The organism is Xanthomonas sp. NCPPB 1132, from assembly GCF_056629235.1.
The window spans coordinates 2,820,008-2,841,564 of the sequence record NZ_CM152819.1; the positions used below are offsets into that span (position 1 = coordinate 2,820,008).

At 68.8% G+C, this 21,557-nt stretch carries 19 protein-coding genes and 1 tRNA gene; 9 read left to right on the top strand and 11 right to left on the bottom strand.

The annotated features are described in order from the left end of the window. The first annotated feature begins 13 nt into the window (after positions 1–13). Positions 14–1,119 (top strand): IS3 family transposase gene (locus AC1G9L_RS11945; RefSeq protein WP_481069175.1). Its coding sequence is split into 2 segments (ribosomal slippage): positions 14–272 and positions 272–1,119, totalling 1,107 coding nucleotides; the frame shifts between segments, so codons are not numbered across the junction. Positions 1,120–1,392: 273 nt separating this feature from the next. Here the strand turns inward: AC1G9L_RS11945 and AC1G9L_RS11950 are convergent. From AC1G9L_RS11950 to serS, 3 genes are all read right to left on the bottom strand, one after another. Further along, positions 1,393–1,482, bottom strand: a tRNA-Ser gene (locus AC1G9L_RS11950). 213 nt (positions 1,483–1,695) lie between these two features. Next, complete coding sequence (locus AC1G9L_RS11955) at positions 1,696–2,685, bottom strand: LysR family transcriptional regulator (protein WP_010342573.1); 990 nt, start codon at positions 2,683–2,685, stop codon at positions 1,696–1,698. 380 nt (positions 2,686–3,065) lie between these two features. Further along, entirely contained in the window at positions 3,066–4,346 is a 1,281-nt protein-coding gene (gene serS, locus AC1G9L_RS11960) for a serine--tRNA ligase (RefSeq protein ID WP_019799978.1), read from the bottom strand. A 131-nt stretch (positions 4,347–4,477) separates the two neighbouring features. On the opposite strand from serS, the gene AC1G9L_RS11965 reads away from it, so the two are divergent. Together AC1G9L_RS11965 and AC1G9L_RS11970 are read left to right on the top strand one after the other, a co-directional pair. Further along, positions 4,478–5,134 carry an energy transducer TonB gene (locus tag AC1G9L_RS11965; RefSeq protein WP_481069177.1) on the top strand — a complete coding sequence of 219 codons (657 nt, stop codon included), beginning with the start codon at positions 4,478–4,480 and terminating at the stop codon, positions 5,132–5,134. Between the two features lie 232 nt (positions 5,135–5,366). Further along, positions 5,367–5,501, top strand: a complete 135-nt coding sequence (locus AC1G9L_RS11970) for a hypothetical protein (RefSeq protein ID WP_019799667.1) — start codon at positions 5,367–5,369, stop codon at positions 5,499–5,501. 68 nt (positions 5,502–5,569) lie between these two features. Here the strand turns inward: AC1G9L_RS11970 and aroA are convergent, their stop codons facing one another. The 3 genes from aroA to serC all read right to left on the bottom strand — a co-directional run bounded on the left by aroA (position 5,570) and on the right by serC (position 9,756). Further along, the gene (gene aroA / locus AC1G9L_RS11975) at positions 5,570–6,883 is read right to left on the bottom strand and encodes a 3-phosphoshikimate 1-carboxyvinyltransferase (protein ID WP_481069179.1); all 1,314 of its coding nucleotides are present in this window, start codon (positions 6,881–6,883) and stop codon (positions 5,570–5,572) included. A gap of 561 nt (positions 6,884–7,444) precedes the next feature. After that, positions 7,445–8,593: a prephenate dehydratase gene (gene pheA, locus AC1G9L_RS11980; protein ID WP_019799669.1), complete on the bottom strand. Its 1,149-nt coding sequence runs from the start codon at positions 8,591–8,593 to the stop codon at positions 7,445–7,447. A gap of 77 nt (positions 8,594–8,670) precedes the next feature. Beyond that, complete coding sequence (gene serC / locus AC1G9L_RS11985) at positions 8,671–9,756, bottom strand: 3-phosphoserine/phosphohydroxythreonine transaminase (protein ID WP_019799670.1); 1,086 nt, start codon at positions 9,754–9,756, stop codon at positions 8,671–8,673. A gap of 153 nt (positions 9,757–9,909) precedes the next feature. Here serC and msrP point away from each other — a divergent pair, with 153 nt between their 5' ends. Further along, positions 9,910–10,878 (top strand): protein-methionine-sulfoxide reductase catalytic subunit MsrP, encoded by a 969-nt coding sequence (msrP, locus tag AC1G9L_RS11990; protein WP_019799671.1) that lies wholly within the window; start codon positions 9,910–9,912, stop codon positions 10,876–10,878. A 134-nt stretch (positions 10,879–11,012) separates the two neighbouring features. Beyond that, positions 11,013–11,642 (top strand): protein-methionine-sulfoxide reductase heme-binding subunit MsrQ, encoded by a 630-nt coding sequence (gene msrQ / locus AC1G9L_RS11995; RefSeq protein ID WP_481069181.1) that lies wholly within the window; start codon positions 11,013–11,015, stop codon positions 11,640–11,642. On the opposite strand, the gene AC1G9L_RS12000 is transcribed toward msrQ, so the two are convergent. Next, complete coding sequence (locus tag AC1G9L_RS12000) at positions 11,611–12,408, bottom strand: FHA domain-containing protein (protein WP_010342563.1); 798 nt, start codon at positions 12,406–12,408, stop codon at positions 11,611–11,613. The two genes, msrQ and AC1G9L_RS12000, sit on opposite strands and share 32 nt — an antisense overlap. A gap of 116 nt (positions 12,409–12,524) precedes the next feature. Here AC1G9L_RS12000 and AC1G9L_RS12005 point away from each other — a divergent pair, with 116 nt between their 5' ends. Then, entirely contained in the window at positions 12,525–12,800 is a 276-nt protein-coding gene (locus AC1G9L_RS12005) for a polyhydroxyalkanoic acid system family protein (protein WP_010342562.1), read from the top strand. A gap of 61 nt (positions 12,801–12,861) precedes the next feature. Here AC1G9L_RS12005 and AC1G9L_RS12010 read toward each other — a convergent pair whose 3' ends face one another. Next, complete coding sequence (locus tag AC1G9L_RS12010; protein WP_019800443.1) at positions 12,862–13,581, bottom strand: DUF8198 family protein; 720 nt, start codon at positions 13,579–13,581, stop codon at positions 12,862–12,864. 87 nt (positions 13,582–13,668) lie between these two features. On the opposite strand from AC1G9L_RS12010, the gene AC1G9L_RS12015 reads away from it, so the two are divergent. From AC1G9L_RS12015 to AC1G9L_RS12025, 3 genes are all read left to right on the top strand, one after another. Next, a complete protein-coding gene (locus tag AC1G9L_RS12015; RefSeq protein WP_010342559.1) occupies positions 13,669–14,934 on the top strand; it encodes a patatin-like phospholipase family protein in 1,266 nt (421 codons plus the stop codon). A gap of 125 nt (positions 14,935–15,059) precedes the next feature. Then, complete coding sequence (locus tag AC1G9L_RS12020) at positions 15,060–15,710, top strand: phasin family protein (RefSeq protein ID WP_481069183.1); 651 nt, start codon at positions 15,060–15,062, stop codon at positions 15,708–15,710. 200 nt (positions 15,711–15,910) lie between these two features. After that, the gene (locus AC1G9L_RS12025) at positions 15,911–16,909 is read left to right on the top strand and encodes a restriction endonuclease (RefSeq protein WP_481069185.1); all 999 of its coding nucleotides are present in this window, start codon (positions 15,911–15,913) and stop codon (positions 16,907–16,909) included. 159 nt (positions 16,910–17,068) lie between these two features. On the opposite strand, the gene AC1G9L_RS12030 is transcribed toward AC1G9L_RS12025, so the two are convergent. From AC1G9L_RS12030 to AC1G9L_RS12040, 3 genes are all read right to left on the bottom strand, one after another. Next, positions 17,069–19,057, bottom strand: a complete 1,989-nt coding sequence (locus AC1G9L_RS12030) for an SDR family oxidoreductase (protein ID WP_019801181.1) — start codon at positions 19,055–19,057, stop codon at positions 17,069–17,071. Between the two features lie 289 nt (positions 19,058–19,346). Next, on the bottom strand, positions 19,347–20,078 hold the full coding sequence (hutC, locus tag AC1G9L_RS12035; RefSeq protein WP_481069187.1) for a histidine utilization repressor: 732 nt from the start codon (positions 20,076–20,078) through the stop codon (positions 19,347–19,349). 52 nt (positions 20,079–20,130) lie between these two features. Beyond that, the gene (locus AC1G9L_RS12040; RefSeq protein ID WP_481069189.1) at positions 20,131–21,528 is read right to left on the bottom strand and encodes a formimidoylglutamate deiminase; all 1,398 of its coding nucleotides are present in this window, start codon (positions 21,526–21,528) and stop codon (positions 20,131–20,133) included. Positions 21,529–21,557: the final 29 nt, after the last annotated feature.

Here is a 21,557-nt window from a genome sequence, read left to right on the forward strand (position 1 = left end):
ACGGAGATTGGACGTGAAGAAGCGCTTTTCCGAAGAGCAGATCATCGGCTTTCTGCGTGAGGCCGAAGCCGGCGTGGCGGTGAAGGACCTGTGCCGGCGGCACGGGTTCAGCGAGGCGTCCTACTACCTGTGGCGCAGCAAGTTCGGCGGCATGAGCGTGCCGGAGGCCAAGCGGCTCAAGGAGCTGGAGGCGGAGAACACGCGGCTGAAGAAGCTGCTGGCCGAGCAGCTGTTCGAGAACGACGTCATCAAGGATGCCCTGCGAAAAAAGTGGTGACCGCACCGGCGCGCAGGATGCTGGTGCGGCAGCTGATGGAGCGCGGGCTCACGGAGCGACGGGCTCTGGCCGTGGTGCGGATGAGCGCCAGCGCGCTGCGCTACGTCCCGCGTCCGGATCGCAACGTCGAGCTGCGCGAGCGGATCCTGGCGCTGGCGCAGCGGCACAAGCGCTACGGCGTCGGGATGATCTATCTGAAACTGCGGCAGGAGCAGTGGCCGGTGAACTACAAGCGGGTGGAACGGCTGTATCAGGAGGCCAGGTTGCAGGTGCGCCGGCGCAAGCGGAAGAAGGTGCTGCTGGGCGAGCGCCAGCCGTTGCTTCGGCCTGAAGCCGCCAACCAGGTCTGGTCGATGGACTTCGTGTTCGACCGCACCGCCGAGGGCCGGGTGCTCAAGGCCCTGACCATCGTCGACGATGCCACGCACGAGGCAGTGGCGATCGAGGTGGAGCGGGCCATCTCTGGTCACGGCGTGGCCCGGGTGCTGGATCGGCTGGCGCTGACACGGGGTCTGCCGCAGGTGATCCGCACCGACAACGGCAAGGAGTTCTGCGGCAAGACGATGGTGACGTGGGCCCACGAGCGCGGTGTGCAGCTGCGCTTGATCCAGCCAGGCAAGCCGAACCAGAACGCCTACATCGAGAGCTTCAACGGCCGCCTGCGCGACGAATGCCTCAACGAGCACTGGTTCCCGACGCTGCTGCACGCCCGCACCGAGATCGAGACCTGGCGACGGGAATACAACGAGGAGCGACCGAAGAAGATCTTGGGCGGCCTGCCCCCGGCCGCCTATGCCCAACAGCTAGCAGCCAAAGCCGCTACGATGAAACCCGGACTCTAAAGAGCCCCGCTACTGAAAGCGGGGGGACGTCGACGCAAAGCTACCAAGCGCCTTTTATGCCAGGTTGTAGCTGACTCCTGTGTCACCACTGAAGGTGAGCGTTCCCATAGCGCTGTGCTCGGCGCCGAGGAGCACATCTGCAGCCTGTCGTTTAAATTCGGTTTTCGAATGCGTTGTATCGTCCATTACCTCTGTCTTCAAGAGCATAAAGTAGGGGACAAAATTAAAAGCCGCTCTTGGCGGCCTTTAATTTCAAAAACTTATATCCGCAATTGGCGGAGAGAGTGGGATTCGAACCCACGGAAGGTTTGACCCTTCGCCGGTTTTCAAGACCGGTGCCTTAAACCGCTCGGCCATCTCTCCGTTTGCGAACGCGACGGTGCTGCGGAAGAGCGTCGCAGCCGCTTGAAGCACAACGCCGCGGAAGCACGACGCTGCAGTGCCTGTCCCGATCGACGCGGTCGGTGCCGCTGATGGCACCACATGCACACCGAACCCAGGACCACCGGCACAGACGCGCATTTTCGCACGCCCGCGGCGGTTTTGCTCGACCGACGTGTTCGGCCGGCGTCGCGATCAACCCGCCTCGACCGCCATCGCGCCCAGGGTCGAGTGACGAGCCTTGGTGCGTTCGGGACAGTTGCCGCCACAGTCCAGGCGCGAGGCTTCGATCTGGCGCGGCAGGTGTTCGGCGAGGAAGTCGATGAACACGCGCACCGCCGGCAGCAGGCCGCGGCGCGAGGCGAACACGGCATGGCAGATGCCCTGCGGCAGCGACCATTCCGGCAGCACCACTTCCAGTTCGCCGTTGCGCACGGCTTCGGCGCAGACGGTCTCAGGCAGCAGGGTGATGCCGAAGCCGTCCTTGACCATCGACTGCAGTAGCGGGAAGTCGAAGCCGGCCACGCGCGGCTGCAGGTCGACGCGGCGCACTTCGCCGGCCGGGCCGTGCAGTTCCCAGCGCTGCCGCGCCTCGTCCTCGCTGATGCTGAGGGTGACGTGCGAGGTCAGCTCCTCCGGATCCTTGGGACGGCCGGCGCGGTCCAGGTACTTGGGGCTGGCGACCAGCAGTTCCTGGACCTGGCCGAAGCTGCGCATCACCAGGCTGCCGTCGTCGTCCAGGCGCGAGCGCACGCGCAGGGCGACGTCGTAGCCTTCGTTGATGATGTCGACGCGGCGGTTGCTGATGTTCAGTTGCAGCCGCACCTTGGGGTACTGGTCCAGGAACATCGGCAGCAGCTTGGGCAGCTGCATCTGCGCCAGCGACACCGGCACGCTGACCCGCACCAGCCCGCGCGGTTCGGCGCTGAGCCGGTCGACCACTTCGCGTGCGGCCTGCGCCTCGGCCAGCATGGTCTGGGCGTGGCGATGCACGCTCATGCCCAGGTCGGTGACGGCGAAGCGGCGCGTGGAGCGCTGCAACAGGCGCACGCCCAGGTCGCTCTCCAGCTGGCTGATGCGGCGGCTCAGGCGCGACTTGGGGATGCCCAGGGCGCGCTCGGCGGCGGCAAACCCGCCGTGGTCGACCACCATGGCGAAGTAGTACAGATCGTTGAGGTCGTGCATGTTCTTTCGATATTTAGAACGATGGGGACAATCGGATCCGGTTCATTCTACTCCTACAACGATTTGCGCTGCAGGGACGCGGGTCGCGCTCGCGCGGTGGCTCAGGCAAGGAGGTAGACGCGCGCATCGTAACCCCGGCTGGGCTAGCGCAAAGTGATGGATCAGGGCGTTTGGCGCACGCGGAGGGCCGTTTGGGGCGGGTGCGGCAGTGAGAAATACCTGCGGATGCCCCTCCCCGGCCCACTCGAAGACATGCAGACGCAGTCGGGAGCCGACTGCATCGCGGCAGCTCGCCTGCAACACGCAGTCGCGCAAGACGCGTCGCCGCAACCACGGCAACGCCAGGATCGCCCGGGACCAACGCCCCGGGCTGGCGGCAGTCAGCCGATCCGCTCGGCCCCGCCCATGTACGGGCGCAGCGCGTCGGGCACGGTGATCGAGCCGTCGGCGTTCTGGTAGTTCTCCATCACCGCGATCATGGCGCGACCGACCGCGGTGCCGGAGCCGTTGAGCGTGTGCAGCAGTTCGGGCTTGCCGGTGGCCGGGTTGCGCCAGCGCGCCTGCATGCGCCGCGCCTGGAAATCGCCACAGTTGGAGCAGGAGGAGATCTCGCGATAGGTCTGCTGCGACGGCAGCCAGACTTCCAGGTCGTAGGTCTTGCTGGCGGAGAAGCCCATGTCGCCGGTGCACAGCAGCATCTTGCGGTACGGCAGGCCCAGCGTTTCCAGCACCACTTCGGCGCAGCGGGTCATGCGCTCGTGTTCGGCGGCGCTATCTTCCGGGCGGCACACACTGACCAGTTCCACCTTCTCGAACTGGTGCTGGCGGATCATGCCGCGGGTGTCGCGGCCGCCGCTGCCGGCCTCGGAGCGGAAGCACAGCGAGTGCGCAGTCATGCGCAGCGGCAGGCGCTCGGCCTCGACGATCTCGTCGCGCACCAGGTTGGTCAGCGAGATCTCCGAGGTGGAGATCAGGTAGCGCTTCTGTTCGCCCAGCGCGGTGGCGAACATGTCTTCCTCGAACTTCGGCAACTGGCCGGTGCCGTACAGGCTGTCGGCGTTGACGATCACCGGCACGTTGGTTTCCTGGTAGGCGTGCGGGCCGGTGTGCAGGTCCAGCATGAACTGCGCCAGGGCGCGGTGCAGGCGCGCGATCGGCCCGCGCAGCACGGTGAAGCGCGCGCCCGACAGCTTGGCCGCGGACTCGCCGTCCAGCCAGCCGTGGCGGGCGCCGAGTTCGACGTGGTCCTTGACCTCGAAATCGAAGCTGCACGGGCTGCCCCAGCGCTGCAGTTCGACGTTGTCGGCTTCGTCCTTGCCCACGGGCACGTCGGCCTGTGGCAGGTTGGGAATCTCCAGCGCCAACGTCTCCAGTTGCGCGCGGATCTCGTCCAGGCGTTGCTCGGAGGCCTTCAGTTCGTCGCCGAAGCCGGCCACTTCGGCCATCAGCGCACTCGCGTCCTCGCCCTTGGCCTTGGCCTGGCCGATCGCCTTGGAACGGCTGTTGCGCAGGCTCTGCAGTTCCTGGGTCCGCACCTGGATGCGCTTGCGGTCGGCCTCCAGGGCGTCCAGGGCGGCCACGTCCAGCGCATAGCCGCGGCTGGTGCGCAGGCGCTCGGCGAGGTCGGCGGGCTGTTGGCGAAGCAGAGCGGGATCGAGCATGGGCGCGGGGTGCCAGGGGAACGAACCTGGGATTATCGCCTGTCCGTCGCGGTTTTGCCGACCCGCGCCCGCCGCGGCGCGCGATTCACCGCGGCTATGCCAGAATCGGGCGGTTCCCCACGGTGAGCCTCATGTCCACGTCGCCCTCGTCTTCCAAGCCCGGCATCGTGCTGCATCTGCCGCGGCGCCTGCTCGCGATCGTCGGCATCGCCTTCGTCGCCGGCCTGCTGCTGTTCCTGGTGGTGTGGCTGGTCGGACGCAAGGACAACGATTTCTACAAGCCGCAGCCGGCGCAGCAGGTGCAGCAGGACACCGAACAGGTGAAGCCGCTGCCCGAGCCGCTGCCCGCCGGCAGCGCCGCCAGCAGCATGCCGCAGGCCAAGCCGGCGCCCGCCGGCGACGCACCGAAGCTGGTGGAAACCGCGCCGGCCCCGCCGCCAACCACGGAAGCACCGGCTCCTGCCGCAGGCAGCGATGGCGCCGGCAGCACTGCCACCGCGCTGGCCCCGGGCGACCGCCCGGTGCCGCTGGAAGGACAGACCCCGCCGCCGCGCTATCCGCCGGCGGCGCTGCGCCGTGGCGATGCCGGCACCGTGGTGGTGCGGGTCGAGGTCGATGCCAGCGGCGCGCCTGCCGGCGTGGCCCTGCTCCGCCGCAGCGGCTCGCGCGACCTGGACCGCGCGGCGATGGAAACCGTGCGCCGCTGGAAGTTCCGCCCGGCGCAGCAGAACGGCCGCGCGGTGCCGGCCAGCATCGAGATCCCATTCGACTTCAAGCCAGGGCCGTAACCGAAGTAACTGAACCGCCACCCGGTTGCGCCGGCGGCGTTCACACGGGGGTGACACTGCAGGTACCGGTCCTGGGCGACACTGGCCCCGCACCCACGGCACCGGAGTTGCCGCCATGCCCACCCCCTACAAGTCGACACAGCCAATCCATGCGTGGAAGCGCTCTTCCGCGCGGCCGACTGAGCGCGGGGACCAGCATGCGCGCGCCGACCACGGATCGCCCTGGGCCTGGATGGTTGTGATCGCGCTGGCGCTGGCCGTGATCGGCTGGTGGCTGGCACTGGACCGCGACGACGACGCCAGTGGCTACCAGGCCTCGTCATCGACGCCTGCCAAGGATCCGCCGCGTCCGCAGCCGACGCACTGATTTCCTGACTTCCGGACCTGCCTGTTCCACCGGCCGCGCTTCTACGCGGCCGATGTGGTGCATTTGCTTCAGGAGCTGCGCAATCCGAATCCGGCGCCGCACGCCAGCGCGTCGAAGCCCGGGAACGACGTCGCCACATTCGCCACGTCCTCGATCCGCACCTCGCCCTGCGCCAGTTGCCCGGCGATGGCGAAGGCCATCGCGATGCGATGGTCGCCGTGGCTTTCGATGGTCCCGGCGCCCAGCGTGCCGCCGTGGATGGTGGCGCCGTCCGGGGTTTCGTCGACGACGATGCCGAGGCTGCGCAGCCCGGTGGCCATCGCCGCCAGGCGGTCCGATTCCTTGACCCGCAGTTCCGCCGCGCCACTGACCACGGTCTGGCTGTCGGCGGCGGCCGCGGCGACGAACAGCGCCGGGAACTCGTCGATCATGTCCGGCACCACGTCCTCCGGAATACGTGCACCGCGCAGCGGCGCGTAGCGCACGCGCAGGTCCGCGACCGGCTCGCCGCCGTGCTCGCTGTGGTTGTGCTCGACGATGTCCGCGCCCATCAGCCGCAGCGCCGCCAGCAGGCCGGTACGGCGCGGATTGAGCCCGACCGCCTTCAGGGTGATGTCGGAGCCGGGAATGATGCTGGCGGCGACAATGAAAAACGCCGCCGAGGAGAAGTCCGCCGGCACCGCGATATCGGTGGCGCGCAGGCGCTGACCACCACGCAGGCGTGCCTGGCCAGGCGAGAACTCGATGTCCACGCCGAACGCGGACAGCATGCGTTCGGTGTAGTCGCGGGTCGGATGCGGCTCCTGCACCGAGGTGACACCGTTCGCATACAGCCCGGCCAGTAGCACCGCCGACTTGACCTGGGCACTGGCCACCGGCGAGACGAAGTCGATGCCGCGCAGCGGCTGCCCGCCGTGGATGCGCAGCGGTGGCACGCCATTGGCCTCGGTGTCGATGCGCGCGCCCATCAGCGCCAGCGGCTCGGTCACCCGCCGCATCGGCCGCTTGGACAGCGACGCATCGCCGACCAGCACACTGTCGAACGGCTGCGCCGCGAGCAGCCCGGCGAGCAGGCGCATGCCGGTGCCGGCGTTGCCGCAGTCCAGCTCGCCCTGCGGCGCCTGCAGCCCATCGACGCCCACCCCATGCACGATGCGCTGCGACGGCGACGGCGTCTCGATCCGCACCCCGAGCCGCGCGAAGATCGCCGCCGTCGAACGCGTGTCCTCGCCCTCGAGAAACCCCTCGATCCGCGACGTGCCATCGGCCAACGCCGCGAACATCACCGCCCGGTGCGACACCGACTTGTCCCCCGGCACCGTCAGCGTGCCCTGCAGCGCAGTGCCGCGCGTTGCGATCCAGCCTTGCTCGTTGCTCATCATCGTTCCTGAAAGTCCAACCACCCGAAGATCCACCATCACCCGGCGACATCGGCGCCGCTACAGCGCGCTTGCGCTGCTGCCACGACGCTTACACCAAGTCAGCACCGCCGCTGCCGTTGCTGCCGTTGTTGCGATTGTTGTTGCTGTTGTCCCTGCTGTTGCCGTTGTTCTTGCTTTCGCTGTTGCTCTCAATCCCCCGTAAGGGCTGGCGGGCACGACGGGTAAAACCCCGTGAGGGGCGACGCGCAGGATGCGCGTCGTTTTCGGCAGGCACATGGATGTGCCTTCCGAAAATTCCCGTCGTGTCCGCGGACCCCGCGCGCAGCGCGGGGCAGCCCGCCCGGGGGTGCTTTCTTTTGGTTACTTTTCTTTGCACAAGCAAAGAAAAGTAACTCGCGCGCAAGCGCGAAAGCTGTTGCCGTTAAAGCTGTTGCTGCTGAAGAAGCGGTTTCACATTCCAGGGAATGCCCCGTCGCGGCTGAAGCCGCTCCTACAGGTGCACATCTCCTAGTGACCAAAGCGCCCTGCAGCGGTTAGAGACGAAGCAACCGCGCAACCAACTCAAGGCACCGCAACCGGATACGACCCCAACACCTTGATCTGCGCCGAATGCGCCTTCAACTCCGCCAACGCCAACTTCATCGCCTCATCCTCCACATGCCCCGCCAGATCGATGAAGAACCCATATTCCCACTTCGCCTGATGCGACGGCCGCGACTCGATCCGGTTCATGCTGATCCCATGCCGCGCGAACGGACTGAGCACATCGAACAGCGCACCCGGCTTGTCGTGGATGAACACCAGCACCGACGTGCGATCGTGCCCCGACGGCGGGAAGATCTGCCGCCCGATCACCAGAAAGCGCGTGGTGTTGTCCGCGTCGTCCTCGATCGACTTCATGATGACCTTCTTCAGCGCATACACGTGCGCCGCGCTCTCCCCACCGATCGCCGCCGCATCGTCGGCATTGCGCGCGCGGCGCGCGCCCTCGGCGTTGCTGGAGACCGGAATCTTCTCCACCTTGGGCAGGTTCGCGCGCAGCCAGCCGGCGGTCTGCGCGAACGACTGCGGATGCGCATAGATCCGCTCGATCGCGTCGAGCCGCCCGCTGCGCGAGAGCAGGAACTGGTGCACGCGCAGCTCGGTCTCGCCGCAGATCTTCAGGTTGGAGGTCAGGAACATGTCCAGGGTGACCTGGATCGTGCCCTGCCCCGAGTTTTCCACCGGCACAACGCCGAAGTCGGCGTTGCCGCTTTCCACTTCCTGGAACACTTCCTCGATGGTGGCCATCGGCAGGCCCACCGCCGAGCGGCCGAAATGCTTGAGCACCGCCTGCTGGCTGAAGGTGCCTTCCGGCCCCAGGTAGCCGATTTTCAGCGGCTCCTGCTGCGCCAGGCACGCGGACATGATTTCGCGGAACACGTGCACCAGCACTTCGTCGCTGAGCGGGCCCTGGTTGCGGTCGACCACCATGCGCAGCACCTGCGCCTCGCGCTCGGGGCGGTAATAGTCCACCGCCGCGGCGAGCTTGCCCTTGGCCTTGCCGACCTGGTGCGCGAACTGCGCGCGCTCGGCGATCAACGCCTGGATATTGCGGTCGATCTCGTCGATCTTGGCGCGCACGTCGGCCAGGGCCGGCGTGGCGGCGGGTTTCGCGGGCTTGGCCGGCTTGGCGTCGGCGGCGGGAGATTTCTTCGGCTTTGCGGCCATGGATCGGGGGTTCCTCGGTGGTCCGGATCGCCAGCGATCCGGTCGCGGCTGAAGCCGCTCCTACAAAAATCGGCGACTCAGCCGTGGCGCTGCTGGAAGTCGCGCATGAACGCAACCAGTGCCTGCGCACCGGCCAGCGGCATGGCGTTGTACAGCGACGCGCGGATGCCGCCGACCGCCTTGTGGCCCTTCAGCGCCAGCAATCCGGCCGCCTTGGACTCGGCGACGAAGCGCGTGGTGAGGGTCTCGTCCGGCAGGAAGAACGGGATGTTCATCCGCGAGCGCACCGCCGCCGCGACTTCGTTGCGATAGAAGCCGCCGGAGGCGTCGATCGCCGAATACACCAGCGCCGACTTGGCCTGGTTGCGCGCGGCGAACGCCTCCACGCCGCCCTCGGCCAGCATCCACTTGAACACCAGCCCGGCCAGGTACCAGTTCCAGGTCGGCGGGGTGTTGAGCATGGAGTTGCGCGCCACGTGCGAGCGATAGTCGAAGATGTCCGCGCGCGGCTGGCCGGCGCGTTCAAGCAGGTCGCGGCGGATGATCACCACCGTGACGCCGACCGGGCCGAGGTTCTTCTGCGCACCGGCGTAGATCAGCGCGTACTTGGAGACGTCGATCGGCTCGGAGGCGATGCTGGAGCTGAAATCGGCGAACAGCGGCACGTCGCCGACGTCGGGCGTGTCGCGGAACTCCACGCCGTGGATGGTCTCGTTGGCGGTGATGTGCACGTAGGCGGCATCCTCGCGCAGCTGCCATGCGGCGCGCGGCGGGATGTCGCGGAAGCCGTCGGCCTCGCTGCTGGCGGCCACGTGCACGTCGACGTACGGCCCGACCTGCTTGATCGCGGTCTTGCCCCAGTGCCCGGTCACCACGTAGTCCACGGTCTGCCCGGGCGCGGCGAAGTTCAGCGCCAGCAGCGCCTGCTGGGTGGTGGCGCCACCGGCCAGGAACAGCACGGCATAGTCGTCGGGAATGCCGATCAGCCGGCGCAGGTCGGCGTCGGCCTGCGCCGCCACCTCCATGAACTCGGCGCCGCGGTGGCTCAGCTCCACGATCGAGGCGCCCACGCCATTCCACTCCAACATCTCCGCCTGCGCCTGGCGCAGGACCGATTCCGGCAACGCAGCGGGGCCGGCACTGAAATTGAACGCGCGCGTCATGGGGCACCTATCGGACAGGACCCCTAGTATGCCGCAGCGCAACAGCTTGCGGCCCGGGCAATTTAGGTTGCATTTGCATCCATTCGCCCTGCGCATGCGTAGTCTGTGTTGAAGTCCCCGCCACTGCTCGCCCCTTCGCTCCAGGAGTCCGCCATGTCGTTGCGCGATGCCCTCACCGTCCCCAGCCGCGAGATCACCGACGAGGCGGTCTACCGCGACCGGCGGCGCCTGCTGCAGGCCCTGGCGCTGACCCCGGTGGCCGGCCTGGTCGGCTGCGCCGATGCCGAGCCGCCGGCCCCGCCGAAGACCGTGGTGACGCCGGAGCAGGCGCGCAGCGGGTTCCGCACCAACGAGGAGCTGACCCGCTACGAGGACGTGACCAGCTACAACAACTTCTACGAGTTCGGTACCGACAAGACCGATCCGTCGAAGGCGGCCAAGACCCTGCGCACCTCGCCTTGGTCGGTGAAGGTCTCCGGCGAATGCGAGAAGCCGGGCGCGCTGTCCCTGGACGACCTGCTCAAGGGCCACACCCCCGAGGAGCGGATCTACCGGCTGCGCTGCGTGGAGGGTTGGTCGATGGTGATCCCGTGGCTGGGCGTGCCGCTGGGCGACGTGCTCAAGCGCTTCGCGCCGACCTCCAAGGCCAAGTACGTCGCCTTCACCACCCTGGCGGATCCGCAGCAGATGCCTGGCATCCGCTACAGCTCGATCGACTGGCCGTACAAGGAAGGCCTGCGCATCGACGAGGCCATGCACCCGCTGACCCTGCTCGCCACCGGCCTGTACGGCAAGCCGCTGCCGCAGCAGAACGGCGCGCCGCTGCGGCTGGTGGTGCCGTGGAAGTACGGCTTCAAGAGCATCAAGTCAATCGTCGAGATCCGCTTCGTCGAGCGCATGCCGGAGACCGCCTGGCACGAGCTGCAGCCGTCCGAGTACGGCTTCTTCTCCAACGTCAATCCGGCGGTGGACCATCCGCGCTGGAGCCAGAAGACCGAGCGCCGTATCGCCGGCAAGGCCAGCAAGCTGTTCGCCGAGCGCATTCCCACCCGCCCGTTCAACGGCTATGCCGACCAGGTGGCGTCCATGTATGCGGGGATGGATCTGAAGAAATGGTATTGAGGAGAGGCTGGGAATGGGGAGTTGGGAATCGGGAATGGGAAAAGCGCGGCGCCTGGTGGTTGCCTCGCGCGACGGCTGGAATCGCAGTCGGCGTGCCGCGTGGCACCTGTGCCGACACGGCGCGATGACGGCGCATGGCTAAGACCTCCGCTTCGTTGATCGCCGCCAAGGCGATGGTGCATGCGCTGGCGCTGGCGCCGATGGCGTACCTGGGCTGGCAGTTCTGGCAGGTGTGGCAGACCGGCAGCGATGCATTGGGCGCCGATCCGGTGGCCGAGGTCGAGCATCGCACCGGGTTGTGGGCGCTGCGGCTGCTGCTGTTGACCCTGGCGATCACCCCGTTGCGGCAACTGACCGGTCAATCGGTGCTGTTGCGCTTCCGGCGCATGCTCGGGCTGTACTCGTTCTTCTACGCGACCGTGCATCTGGCGGCCTACCTGGGGCTGGACCTGCGCGGCTACTGGACGCAGATCTTCGAGGAGATCGTCAAACGCCCGTACATCACCGTGGGTTTCCTGGCCTGGCTGCTGCTGGTGCCGCTGGCGATCACCTCGACACAGGGCTGGATGCGCCGGCTCAAGCGCAACTGGGGCAAGCTGCACAAGGCGATCTATGCGATCGGCGTGCTTGCCGTGCTGCACTTCTGGTGGCTGGTGAAATCGGACATCCGCGAACCGCTGCTGTACGCAGCGATCCTGGCGGTGCTGCTGGGCTGGCGCGGCTGGCGGGCGCTCAGCGCGCGCCGAACCACAGCAGGCCGCTGAGCGCGGCGGCCAGCAACAAGGCGCTGAGCAACAGCCACGGCCAGCGCCGCGCGGTGGCCGGACGCGGCGCCACCGCCGGGGTCAGCGCGAGCGCGGCCAGGGCGGGGTCGTCGCGCAGCGGCTCGGCACCGACGACCTGCGGGACTTCGAGCACGAAGCGGTGCTGGGCATCGAATACCACCTGGTCGCCGGGCTGCAGCCAGCAGCTGCGCACGGCGACGCCGTTGACCTGGGTCTGCGCCTCGCCGAAGCCGCGCAGCAGCACCCGCTCGCCGTGCCGTTCCAGTCGCGCGTGCTGCTCGGCGCAGGCCGGATCGTCGATGCGGATGTCGCACTCGCGCAGGCGGCCGACGCTGCGTACGCGGTCCACGGTGAAGCTGCGGCCGTGGTGCGGACCGCCGACGCCGCGCAGGACCAGGCGCGGATCGTCGTGCTCGGCCTCGCTGACTTCGGGCAGGCGCTGCAGCGGCTCGCACTTGCCCTGCACCACCATTTCGACGCCGTCGGCATAAACCGCGTCGCCGGCACGCAGCAGCGCCATGCGCCGCACCGGGCGGCCGTTGACGTGGATGCCGCGGCTGCCGTTGGCGACCTGCAGCCACAGACCGCGCCGGTCCAGGCAGAACTGCGCCAGCAGCAATGCGCCCTGGGTGTCGTCGACCACGCTGACCTGACCAGAGGCCAGCCGCACGATGCGATGCACGCCCGCGCGCAGGGGCCGGTCGGGGTGTTGGCGGTTGCTGAAATGGACTAGCAGATCGTGCACGGCGGGCAGCCTAGCAGGTTGCCTGCGCGCGCAGAAGCGCGCGTGCTGGACAATGCACCGCGCATACGCACAATGCCTGATCGTTCACGCGGTCACCCGCCCGCACAGGAGCCAGCATGTCCAGCATCGACATCCGCCACGACCACGACAAGACCCCCGCGCAGGCGCGCAAGGCCATCGAAACCGCCGCCAAGAAACTGGCCGAGCGCTTCGACCTGGAATCGCACTGGGATGGCGATTCCTTGCTGTTCTCGCGCTCGGGCGTGGACGGCCGCATCGAACTGCTGCCCAAGCAGGTGCACGTGACCGCTGAATTGGGCTTCCTGCTGTCGGCGATGAAGGGCACGGTGGAAAGCGAGATTCGCCGCGTGCTGTCGGAAAAGCTGGGCTGATCAGTGCATCGAGCCCTTCTCCCCTCGGGAGAGGGGTTGGGGTGAGGATCCGGCCGCCGACTCACTCCAACGCAAACGGATCCGGATCGCCCGCGAACAACCGCTGCGACACGGCGCGCTCGGTGGTCTCGATGTCGCCGATGAACCCCTCGGCGTCGCCCAACTTGGAAAACGCGTCGAAACCCCGCTCCAGGAATCCCTGCAGTTCCGACAGCCCCGCCGCCTTGGCCGGGCCGCGAGCGAAGCGCAACAGCATGCGCACGCCAGGGGTATGCACCGCCTTGGCCAGGCCCAGGCCGACGCGGGCGATCAGGTCGATCTGGCGCTGGCGCAGCCGTGGCAGCCCGGTCTGCCGATAGGCTTCGGCATACAAGGCTTCGTCCAGGCGCTTGCGCCGCGGTGCCAGGCCCTGCAACGCCTCGGCCATGCGCAGATCCAGGGCATGCGTGAGCGCGCCCAGTTCGATGCCGTCGGCCACGGTGTCCAGCAGCGACGCCGGCATCAGCCGCTGCATCATCGGCAACACCTTGACGATATCGGCATCGCGGCGGCTGAAGTCGCGGTCGCCATAGACGTCGGTCAGGAAGAACATCGCCGCCGGACGCCGCTGCGGATCCTCCAGGAAATGCTCGAAGCTGCGCTCCAGCCGCTCCGATTGCCAGCGCCGCAGTTCCTGCAGCCAGCGCAATGCGTTGCGCGGTTCGCGCACGGGGTCGTGCAGCGCCTGGTGCCACGCCAGGCGGCGGCCGAGTCGTTCCAGGACGGGAGTGCTGCGCGCCATGGCCGCCGATGATGGTCGCAGCCCGGCACGACCGCAAGCGTCACGGCGCTCGGCTACACTCGCGCCACTGCCTCCTGCGGACCGCGCATGCTTTCCCTCCACAGCGCCTCGCCCCGTCCCCATTCCAACGGCCGCATCGGCCTGGCCATCGCCGGCGGCGGCCCGATCGGCGGCATGTACGGCCTCGGCGCGCTGCGCGCCCTGGACGAGGCGCTGGACGGACTGGACCTGACCCGCCTGGATTGCTACGTCGGGGTCAGCTCCGGCGCATTCCTCACCGCCGGGCTGGCCAACCGGGTCAGCAGCGCCGAGATCTGCCGGATCTTCGTCACCGGCAACAGCGACGATGCGCACTTCCGCCCGGAAGACTTCCTGCGGCCCAACGTCTACGAATACCTGCGCCGCGCAGCGACCCTGCCGCGGCTGGCCTACGGCTGGTGGCACGACCTGCTCACCGAACCGCGCAAGACCCGCTGGTCCGACCTGATCACCCGCTTCGGCGGGCTGGTGCCGAGCGGCCTGTTCGACAACGCCGGGGTCGAGCGCTTCCTGCAGGACGTGTTCAGCCGCCGTGGCCGCAGCAACGATTTCCGCGAGTTGGGCACCAATCTGTTCGTGGTTGCGGTGGACCTGGACAGTGGCCGCACGGTGCGCTTCGGCGAGCCGGGCATGGACCACGTGCCGATCTCGCTGGCGATTCAGGCCAGCGCGGCGCTGCCCGGGCTGTACCCGCCGGTGCAGATCGACGGCCACCACTACGTGGACGGTGCGCTGCGCCGCACCATGCATGCCTCCACCCTGCTGGAGCGCGGTATCGACCTGATGATCGGGATCAACCCGCTGGTGCCCTACGACGCCACCCACGCGCCGCGCCGCAATGGCCACGTCGACCGCGCACGGCTGCTCGCCGGCGGCCTGCCGGCGGTGCTGTCGCAGACCTTCCGCACCCTGCTGCAATCGCGCATGCAGGTGGGGCTGGAGAAGTACGCGCGGCAGTATCCGCAGGTGGATCAACTGGTGTTCGAACCCAACGCCGACAACGGCGAGCTGTTCTTCACCAATCTCTTCAGCTACGCCGCGCGCCACCGCGTGTGCCAGCTCGCCTACCGCAACACCTTGTCGGACCTGCGCCGCAACGCGCAGACGCTGGAGCCGCTGCTGGCCGCGCACGGCATCGCACTGCGCCACGACATCCTCAACGACCGCAAGCGCACCTTCCTCGATGGCGTGGACGTGCAGCCGCGGCGCATGACCGAGACCACCGCGCGCCTGCGGCGTGCGCTGGACGACGTCGACCAGGTCATCGCCAACCGCCGCGCCAAGCGCCGCACCCGGCGTTCGCCGGAGGCGTAGCGTGCAGCGCCGGCCGACGTCGCCATCGCTACCCGCGCACGTTCTGCGCGCGCTGGTGTGATTACTCTAGTCACAGTCCCGAGTCTCGAATCCCGCCACTCACCCACCGAAGGAACCGCACCGTCATGGCCACTCTGAAGAAATCCGCGCGCAAGAAGCGCAGCACCGCCGCTGCCGACGACACCCTGCAGGCGCAGGCGGAGAAGCTGTCCAAGCGCCTGGGCGAATCGGCGCAGCAGGTCTGGCTGGCCGGGGTCGGCGCGTTCGGCCGTGCGCAGGCCGAGGGCGGCAAGCTGTTCGAGACCCTGGTGAAGGAAGGCCTGAGCCTGGAGCAGAGCACGCGCAAGCTGGCCGGCGGCGGCGTCGACGCGGTGCGCGATGCGGTGGAGAACCGCGTCGGCCAGGCCCGCGAGCGCGCCGCCGATACCTGGGACCGCCTGGAGAAGGTGTTCGAGGACCGCGTGCAGCGTGCCCTGCGCCGCCTGGAAGTGCCCAGCCGTGAAGACCTGGGTGCGCTGATCGAGCGCGTGGACGCGCTCAACGGCGAACTGCGGCATCTGCGCGGCGGCCGTGCCACGCCGGCGGCGGGCAAGACGCCGACAGCGAAGAAGGCCGCCAGGAAGACCACTGCGTCGCCGGCGAGCGCCGCAAAGCGCGCGGCACCGGCGCGCCGACCTGCCGGCCCGGTGGTCGCCAAGGTCGCGCCAGCCAAGCGTGCGGCCGCGCCCAAGCGCGCCAGCCGCAAGCGCAGCGAGGCCCCGACCCCGGCCGAGTAACGGAATTGTTGCAAAGCAACACGTTTTTCCAGACAATCGAAACGGACCCGCCAGTCCATCAGAAGACCGTTTGCTCCCCTCCCCTCTCGGCTTCGGACTGGCGGGTCTTTTTTGTCCGCCTTCCACCGCTGTCGCCTTGCCGGCGCCGTGACACGCTGGCGATACACTGACTTCTTTACGGCGCGTGTGCGGGTGCGAGCATGTTTTCCTGGATAGCGGCAGCGCTCTTGGCGGTCGCGGCATGGCTGGCGGCCAGCCTCTACCTGTGGCTGGTGCGGCGCCGCGAGAACGAGACCAGCGCCGGGCTGCATGCGTTGGCCGGCCTGCACTGGCGCGATTTCTCCTACATGGTGCGGCGCGCGATGCGCGAACAGCGCGATCTGCAGGACGCCACCGTCGACGAGCACACGAGCCAGGAACCGCAGAGCGACTTCGTGATGACCCGCGGCGACGCGCGCTGGCTGCTGTCGTGCAAGCACGGCCGCGCCTACCGGATCGGCTCGGCCGCGGTCAACGAACTGGGTGCGGCGGCGCGGCTGATGGGCGCGCAGGGCGGCATCCTGATCACCGAAGGCAAGGTGCAGCGCGACGGCATCGCCGCGGCCGAGAAGCAGGCGGTGGAAATCCTCGATGGCCGGCGCATCTGGCCGCTGCTCAAGCCCTACCTGCCCAGCGAACTGGAAGACGGCGTGATCGGCGCCAGCCGCCGCCGCGCGCAGCGCCACATCGCCATCGCCGGCCTGGCGTCGCTGGCCTTGGGCGTGGTGGTCGGCGTCGGTGCGCTGGCGTTGCAGCAACCGGAAGCGCCGCCTACAGCCGTGGCCGCAACGGCGCCATCGCCTACGCCCGCCGCCGCAGCCGCCCCTACGCCGGCAACCACGCCAACGAGCTCCACCGCTGCCGCGCCCCCGCCGACGCTCGACGACGCCGGCGACCTGGCCGAGCCCGACCCCGCCACCGAACAACGCCAACGTCAGGACCTCTCCAAGGCCCTGGCCGGCACCCCGGGCGTGATCCGCGGCATCTGGCAGACGCAGATGACCCTGGTGGTCGACCGCAGCGGCGACGACGCCCAGGTGTGGCCGCGCATCTGCAAGGAAGTGGAACGCTACCCGTCCCTGCGCACCGTCCGCATCCAGCTCAACCCACGCCCCGGCCATGAGGAACCGGTGCGGTGGCGGCAATGCAGGACGTTCTGAGCCGGGATTGGGGAATCGGGAATGGGGAATCGGTAGAGCGGGCTATCGGCGCGCGACGAGCATGCACGAGCGACGTTCTTGCCTGAATGGCACAGCAGCGGCCCTGCGTGCAGCCAGCGCCTTTGCGATTCCCGATTCTCCATTCCCGATTCCCAGCTCCTACCAATGCACCCCCCGCATCAGCGCTGCAAACGCGATCTGCTCCTGGCTTGGCTTGGTCTCGCGTAGCGCCTTGCGGTCGCCCTTGGCCGCGGCGGAGTCTGGGAACAGTTCGAAAGCGGTGTTCATCACCACCTCGTAGGCCTTCGGCGCCACCGCATTGACCAGGGCAGCGAAGATGCCGAGGCGGGTGGCCACGCGGCTGGGGCGTTCGATGATGGCCTTGACCATCAGGTCGGCGGCCTCGTCCACGCTCAGCGTCGGCACGCTGTCGTACATCTTGGTAGGCGCGATCATCGGGGTCTTCACCAGCGGCATGTTGACCGTGGTGAAACTGATGCCCTTGCCCGAGAGTTCGCCCTGCGCGCAGCGGCTCCAGGCATCCAGCGCCGCCTTGGAGGCGACGTAGGCGGAGAAGCGCGGCGAGTTGGCCAGCACCCCGATCGAGCTGACGTTGATGATGTGGCCCTTGCGCCGCGCGGTCATGCCCGGCAGCACGCCCATGATCAGGCGCAGGCTGCCGAAGTAGTTCAGCTGCATGGTGCGCTCGAAATCGTGGAAGCGGTCGTAGCTCAGTTCGATCGAGCGGCGGATCGAGCGGCCGGCGTTGTTGATCAGCACGTCGACATGGCCGTGCGCCTCCAGCACGGTCTTGAGCAGGCGGTCGCAGTCGGCCAGGTCGGACAGGTCGGCGGTGTAGGCGAAGACCTTGCCGCCCTTGGCGTTCATCGCATCGCGCGCGGCATGCAGTTCCTGCTCGCCGCGGGCCACGATGACGGTGATGGCGCCGGCCTCGGCGACGCGCTGCGCGGTGGCCAGGCCGATGCCCGAGGAGCCACCGGTGATCAGCACCACCTTGCCGCGGACCTTGCCCTTGAGCGAGCGGTCGACGAACAGGTCCGGGTCCAGGTGCCGTTCCCAGTGGTCCCACAGGCGCCAGGCGTAGTCCTCCAGCCGCGGCACGGCGATGCCGCTGCCCTTGAGCGCGCGCTCGGTCTCGCGGCTGTCGAAGCGCGTGGGATAGGTGATGAACTTCAGCACCTCGCGCGGGATGCGGAAGTCGCGCAGCAGCATGCCGGTGAAGCGGCGGATCGGCGGCAGGCTGCCGATCGCGGCGCGGATGCTCGAGGGCACGAACGCGAACATGCGCGCGTCCACCCGCAAGGTCATCTCCGGCGCGTGGCCGGCGCGGCAGAACACGTTGAGCACCTCGCCCACGCGCAGCGGCTCAGGATCGGTGAGATGGAAGGTGTGGCCGTCGAGCTTGGGCTTGTGCGCGATGTGGTCCATCGCATCGGCGACGAAGTCCACCGGCACCAGGTTGATCCGCCCGCCCTCGATGCCGAGCATCGGCGCCCACGGCGGCAGCAGCTGGCGCAGCTTCTTGATCAGCGGGAAGAAGTAGTACGGGCCGTCGATCTTGTCGATGGCGCCGGTGCGCGAATCGCCGACCACCATCGCCGGTCGGTAGATGCGCCACTTGGTCCGGGTCTCGGCGCGCACCAGCGCCTCGGCGTCGTGCTTGGTGCGCAGATAGGGATCGTCCAGGCCCTCGGCTTCCTCGAACATGTCCTCGCGGAAGATGCCCGGGTACAGCCCGGCCACCGCGATCGAACTGGTGTGGTGGAAGATGCCGGCGCCGATCTGCGCGGCCAGTTCCAGCGCGTTGCGGGTACCGTCGAGGTTGGCGACGCGCTGGTCCTCGGCCTTGGCGGTGAGGTCGTACAGCGCGGCCAGGTGGAAGAAATGCTTGACCTTGCCGTGCAGCGCCTTGCGCTGCGCCGCGGTCAGCCCGCAGTACGCCGCGCCGACGTCGCCGTGCAACACCACCAGGCGCTTGGGATCCCAGCCCTGCTCGCGCACCAGCGCATCGAACTTGCGCTGCGACTCCTTGCGCAGCAGCACATGTACGACGCCCTTGCGCCGCATCAGCCTGGCCATCAGGTAACGGCCGATGAAACCGGTGGCGCCTGTCACGAAATACGTCATGCCGAACCATCCCTCGTTCCGCGGCCACGGCCCCTCGCCCGGCCCTGGCGCTAACTTGCCAGAGTGCGGCAGGCAGGACAAACGCACGCTGGCGTATGGCGAACGTGCGGCATCGCAGCATCGCGCAGCGCAGAGGCGACGGCGGGTACCTCTAGCAACCTGCGCTCGCCTCGGGCCATGTGGTCGTGAAGGAGCGCCGTCAACCGCGACCGCACGGACAAGCGCGTCGCGGCTCGAGCCGCCTTCCCGACGTCATTGCGCCGCCTTGAGTCGGCCGGGCGCGCCCGGCTCAGCGCGCGCCGGGCGAGAAGCGCGCGACCAGGTCGTAGGTGTCGCCGAGGAATACCTGGCGCACGAAGGTCACCGCCTGTTCGCCGCGCCAGGTGCGGCGGTCGATCAACAGGCAGGCGGTGCCGGCCGGCACCTGCAGGCGCGTCGCCTGCGCGGCGCTGGCGCCGACCGCGCTGATGCGGTGCTCGGCGCGCGTCCAGGGCACGTGCTGCAGCAGCCAGCTGCCGGGCACGGTGACCGCGAAGTCCATCTCCAAGGCCTCCGGCACCGCCACCGGGTTGATCACCCGCTCCTCCAGCGCGAACGGGCGGCCGTCGGCGTAGTGCAGGCATTGCAGCGCCAGCAGACTGCCGCCCGCGGCGACCTCGGCTTCCTGCGGCAACGCCGCGCGCGGCGCACGCTGCTGCCGCTCCAGCAGTTCGAAACGGTAGACATGTCCGCGCGCGGCGACCTCGACCGGGATGTCCGGGATCTCCAGCGCCACCTGCTCCATGTGCGGATGCGGCCGCGCCACGAACGAGCCGGCGCGGCGCCGGCGCTCGATCATGCCGGCGTCGGCGAGCAGCGCCAGCACCTTGTTGACGGTCATGCGCGAGCAGCCGTACTGCGCCATCAGTTCGTGCTCGAACGGAATGCGGTGGCCGGGCGGCCACTCGCCGCTGCGGATGCGCGCCTCGATGTCGCGGCGGATGCGCTGGTTGAGCGGCAACACCGGTGCTGCGGGACTCATGGGCGCTCCGCGCTGCGGCGGCGACTGCGCAAGGCGACGCGAGGCGCGCGCCTCATGCGTCCAGCAACCGGGTCAACGCACGCGCATAGCGCGCGGCGACGGCTTCGCGCTGCAGGTGGCGGCCTTCGCGCACCAGTTCGCGGCCGTGGCGCCACACCGAACGCACCGCGCTGCCGCGCGCGGCGAACAGCCAGCTGTCCAGCCAGGCGTCGCCATGGCGCGCCTGCAGTGCCGGATGCGCGGCGTCCAGCTCGACCAGATCGGCCGGGGCGCCCTCGCACAGACCCTGTTCGACACCGAGCGCCTGCGCCGCGCCCTGCGCTGCGGACTGGAACAGGAAGCGGCCGCTGGAGAGCGCAGTGTCGCCGGTGAGCACGTTGCGCCCGCGCAGGCTCAGGCGCTGGCCGTACTCGAGCAGGCGCAGTTCCTCGGCCGCATCGATCAGCACATTGGAGTCGGAGCCCACGCCGAAGCGGCCGCCGGCGCGCACGAACTCCGGCATCGGGAACAGGCCGTCGCCAAGATTGGCCTCGGTGATCGGGCACAGCCCGACCACGGCGCCGCTGGCGGCAATGCCCTGCACTTCGGCCGCGTCGACATGGGTGGCGTGCACCAGGCACCAGCGCGCATCCACCGGCGCGTGCGCCAGCAGCCATTGCACCGGCCGCTGCCCGCTCCAGGCCAGGCAGGCATCGACCTCGCGGGTCTGTTCGGCGATATGGATGTGCACCGGGCCGTCGCACAGCGGCAGCAGCGCCGCCAGCTCGTCCGGGGTGACCGCGCGCAGGCTGTGCGGGGCCAGGCCCAGCACCGCGACGTCCAGTCCCTGCAGGGCGCGGCGGCTGCCGTCCAGCAGCGCGGCGAAGCCGTCGACGTCGTGCAGCAGGCGCTGCTGCGCCGGGTTCGGCGCGGCGCCGCCGAAGTCGGCATGCGCATAGAACACTGGCAGCAGGGTCAGGCCGATGCCGCTGGTCTGCGCCGCGGCGGCCAGGCGCTGCGCCATCTCGGCGCGGTCGGCATAGGGCCGGCCGTCGGCGGCGTGATGCACGTAATGGAACTCGCCGACCCGGGTGAAGCCGGCCTCGAGCATTTCCACATAGGCCTGCTCGGCGATGGCCTGCAGATCGTCCGGGCTCAGCCGCTGCAGGAAGCGGTACATCAACTCGCGCCAGCTCCAGAAGCTGTCGCCGCTGCGCCCGCCGATCTCGGTCAGCCCGGCCATGCCACGCTGGAAGGCGTGGCTGTGCAGATTGCCCAGCCCGGGCACCACGATGTCCAGGCGTCGATCGCCCAGCGCCGCGGGCGCGCCACTCTCGACCGCAACGATGCGGCCACCGCGCACGCCGATGCGCACGTCCCGCGCCCAGCCCTGCGGCAGCAGCGCGTGCGCGCACCAGAATTCGCCCGATCCCGCCTTGCCGCTGGCCTGCTGCTGCGCCTGGGTCTGCACTGGACACCCTCCATCGACCACAATATTGT

Excerpts from the sequence above, each read along its gene's own strand:
- AC1G9L_RS11955 (WP_010342573.1), bottom strand. The coding sequence starts at position 2,685 with ATGCACGACCTCAACGATCTGTACTACTTCGCCATGGTGGTCGACCAC.
- serS (WP_019799978.1), bottom strand. The coding sequence starts at position 4,346 with ATGCTCGATCCCGCTCTGCTTCGCCAACAGCCCGCCGACCTCGCCGAG.
- AC1G9L_RS11965 (WP_481069177.1), top strand. The coding sequence starts at position 4,478 with ATGTCCACGTCGCCCTCGTCTTCCAAGCCCGGCATCGTGCTGCATCTG.
- AC1G9L_RS11970 (WP_019799667.1), top strand. The coding sequence starts at position 5,367 with ATGGTTGTGATCGCGCTGGCGCTGGCCGTGATCGGCTGGTGGCTGGCA.
- aroA (WP_481069179.1), bottom strand. The coding sequence starts at position 6,883 with ATGATGAGCAACGAGCAAGGCTGGATCGCAACGCGCGGCACTGCGCTG.
- pheA (WP_019799669.1), bottom strand. The coding sequence starts at position 8,593 with ATGGCCGCAAAGCCGAAGAAATCTCCCGCCGCCGACGCCAAGCCGGCC.
- serC (WP_019799670.1), bottom strand. The coding sequence starts at position 9,756 with ATGACGCGCGCGTTCAATTTCAGTGCCGGCCCCGCTGCGTTGCCGGAA.
- msrP (WP_019799671.1), top strand. The coding sequence starts at position 9,910 with ATGTCGTTGCGCGATGCCCTCACCGTCCCCAGCCGCGAGATCACCGAC.
- msrQ (WP_481069181.1), top strand. The coding sequence starts at position 11,013 with ATGGCTAAGACCTCCGCTTCGTTGATCGCCGCCAAGGCGATGGTGCAT.
- AC1G9L_RS12005 (WP_010342562.1), top strand. The coding sequence starts at position 12,525 with ATGTCCAGCATCGACATCCGCCACGACCACGACAAGACCCCCGCGCAG.
- AC1G9L_RS12010 (WP_019800443.1), bottom strand. The coding sequence starts at position 13,581 with ATGGCGCGCAGCACTCCCGTCCTGGAACGACTCGGCCGCCGCCTGGCG.
- AC1G9L_RS12015 (WP_010342559.1), top strand. The coding sequence starts at position 13,669 with ATGCTTTCCCTCCACAGCGCCTCGCCCCGTCCCCATTCCAACGGCCGC.
- AC1G9L_RS12020 (WP_481069183.1), top strand. The coding sequence starts at position 15,060 with ATGGCCACTCTGAAGAAATCCGCGCGCAAGAAGCGCAGCACCGCCGCT.
- AC1G9L_RS12025 (WP_481069185.1), top strand. The coding sequence starts at position 15,911 with ATGTTTTCCTGGATAGCGGCAGCGCTCTTGGCGGTCGCGGCATGGCTG.
- AC1G9L_RS12030 (WP_019801181.1), bottom strand. The coding sequence starts at position 19,057 with ATGACGTATTTCGTGACAGGCGCCACCGGTTTCATCGGCCGTTACCTG.
- hutC (WP_481069187.1), bottom strand. The coding sequence starts at position 20,078 with ATGAGTCCCGCAGCACCGGTGTTGCCGCTCAACCAGCGCATCCGCCGC.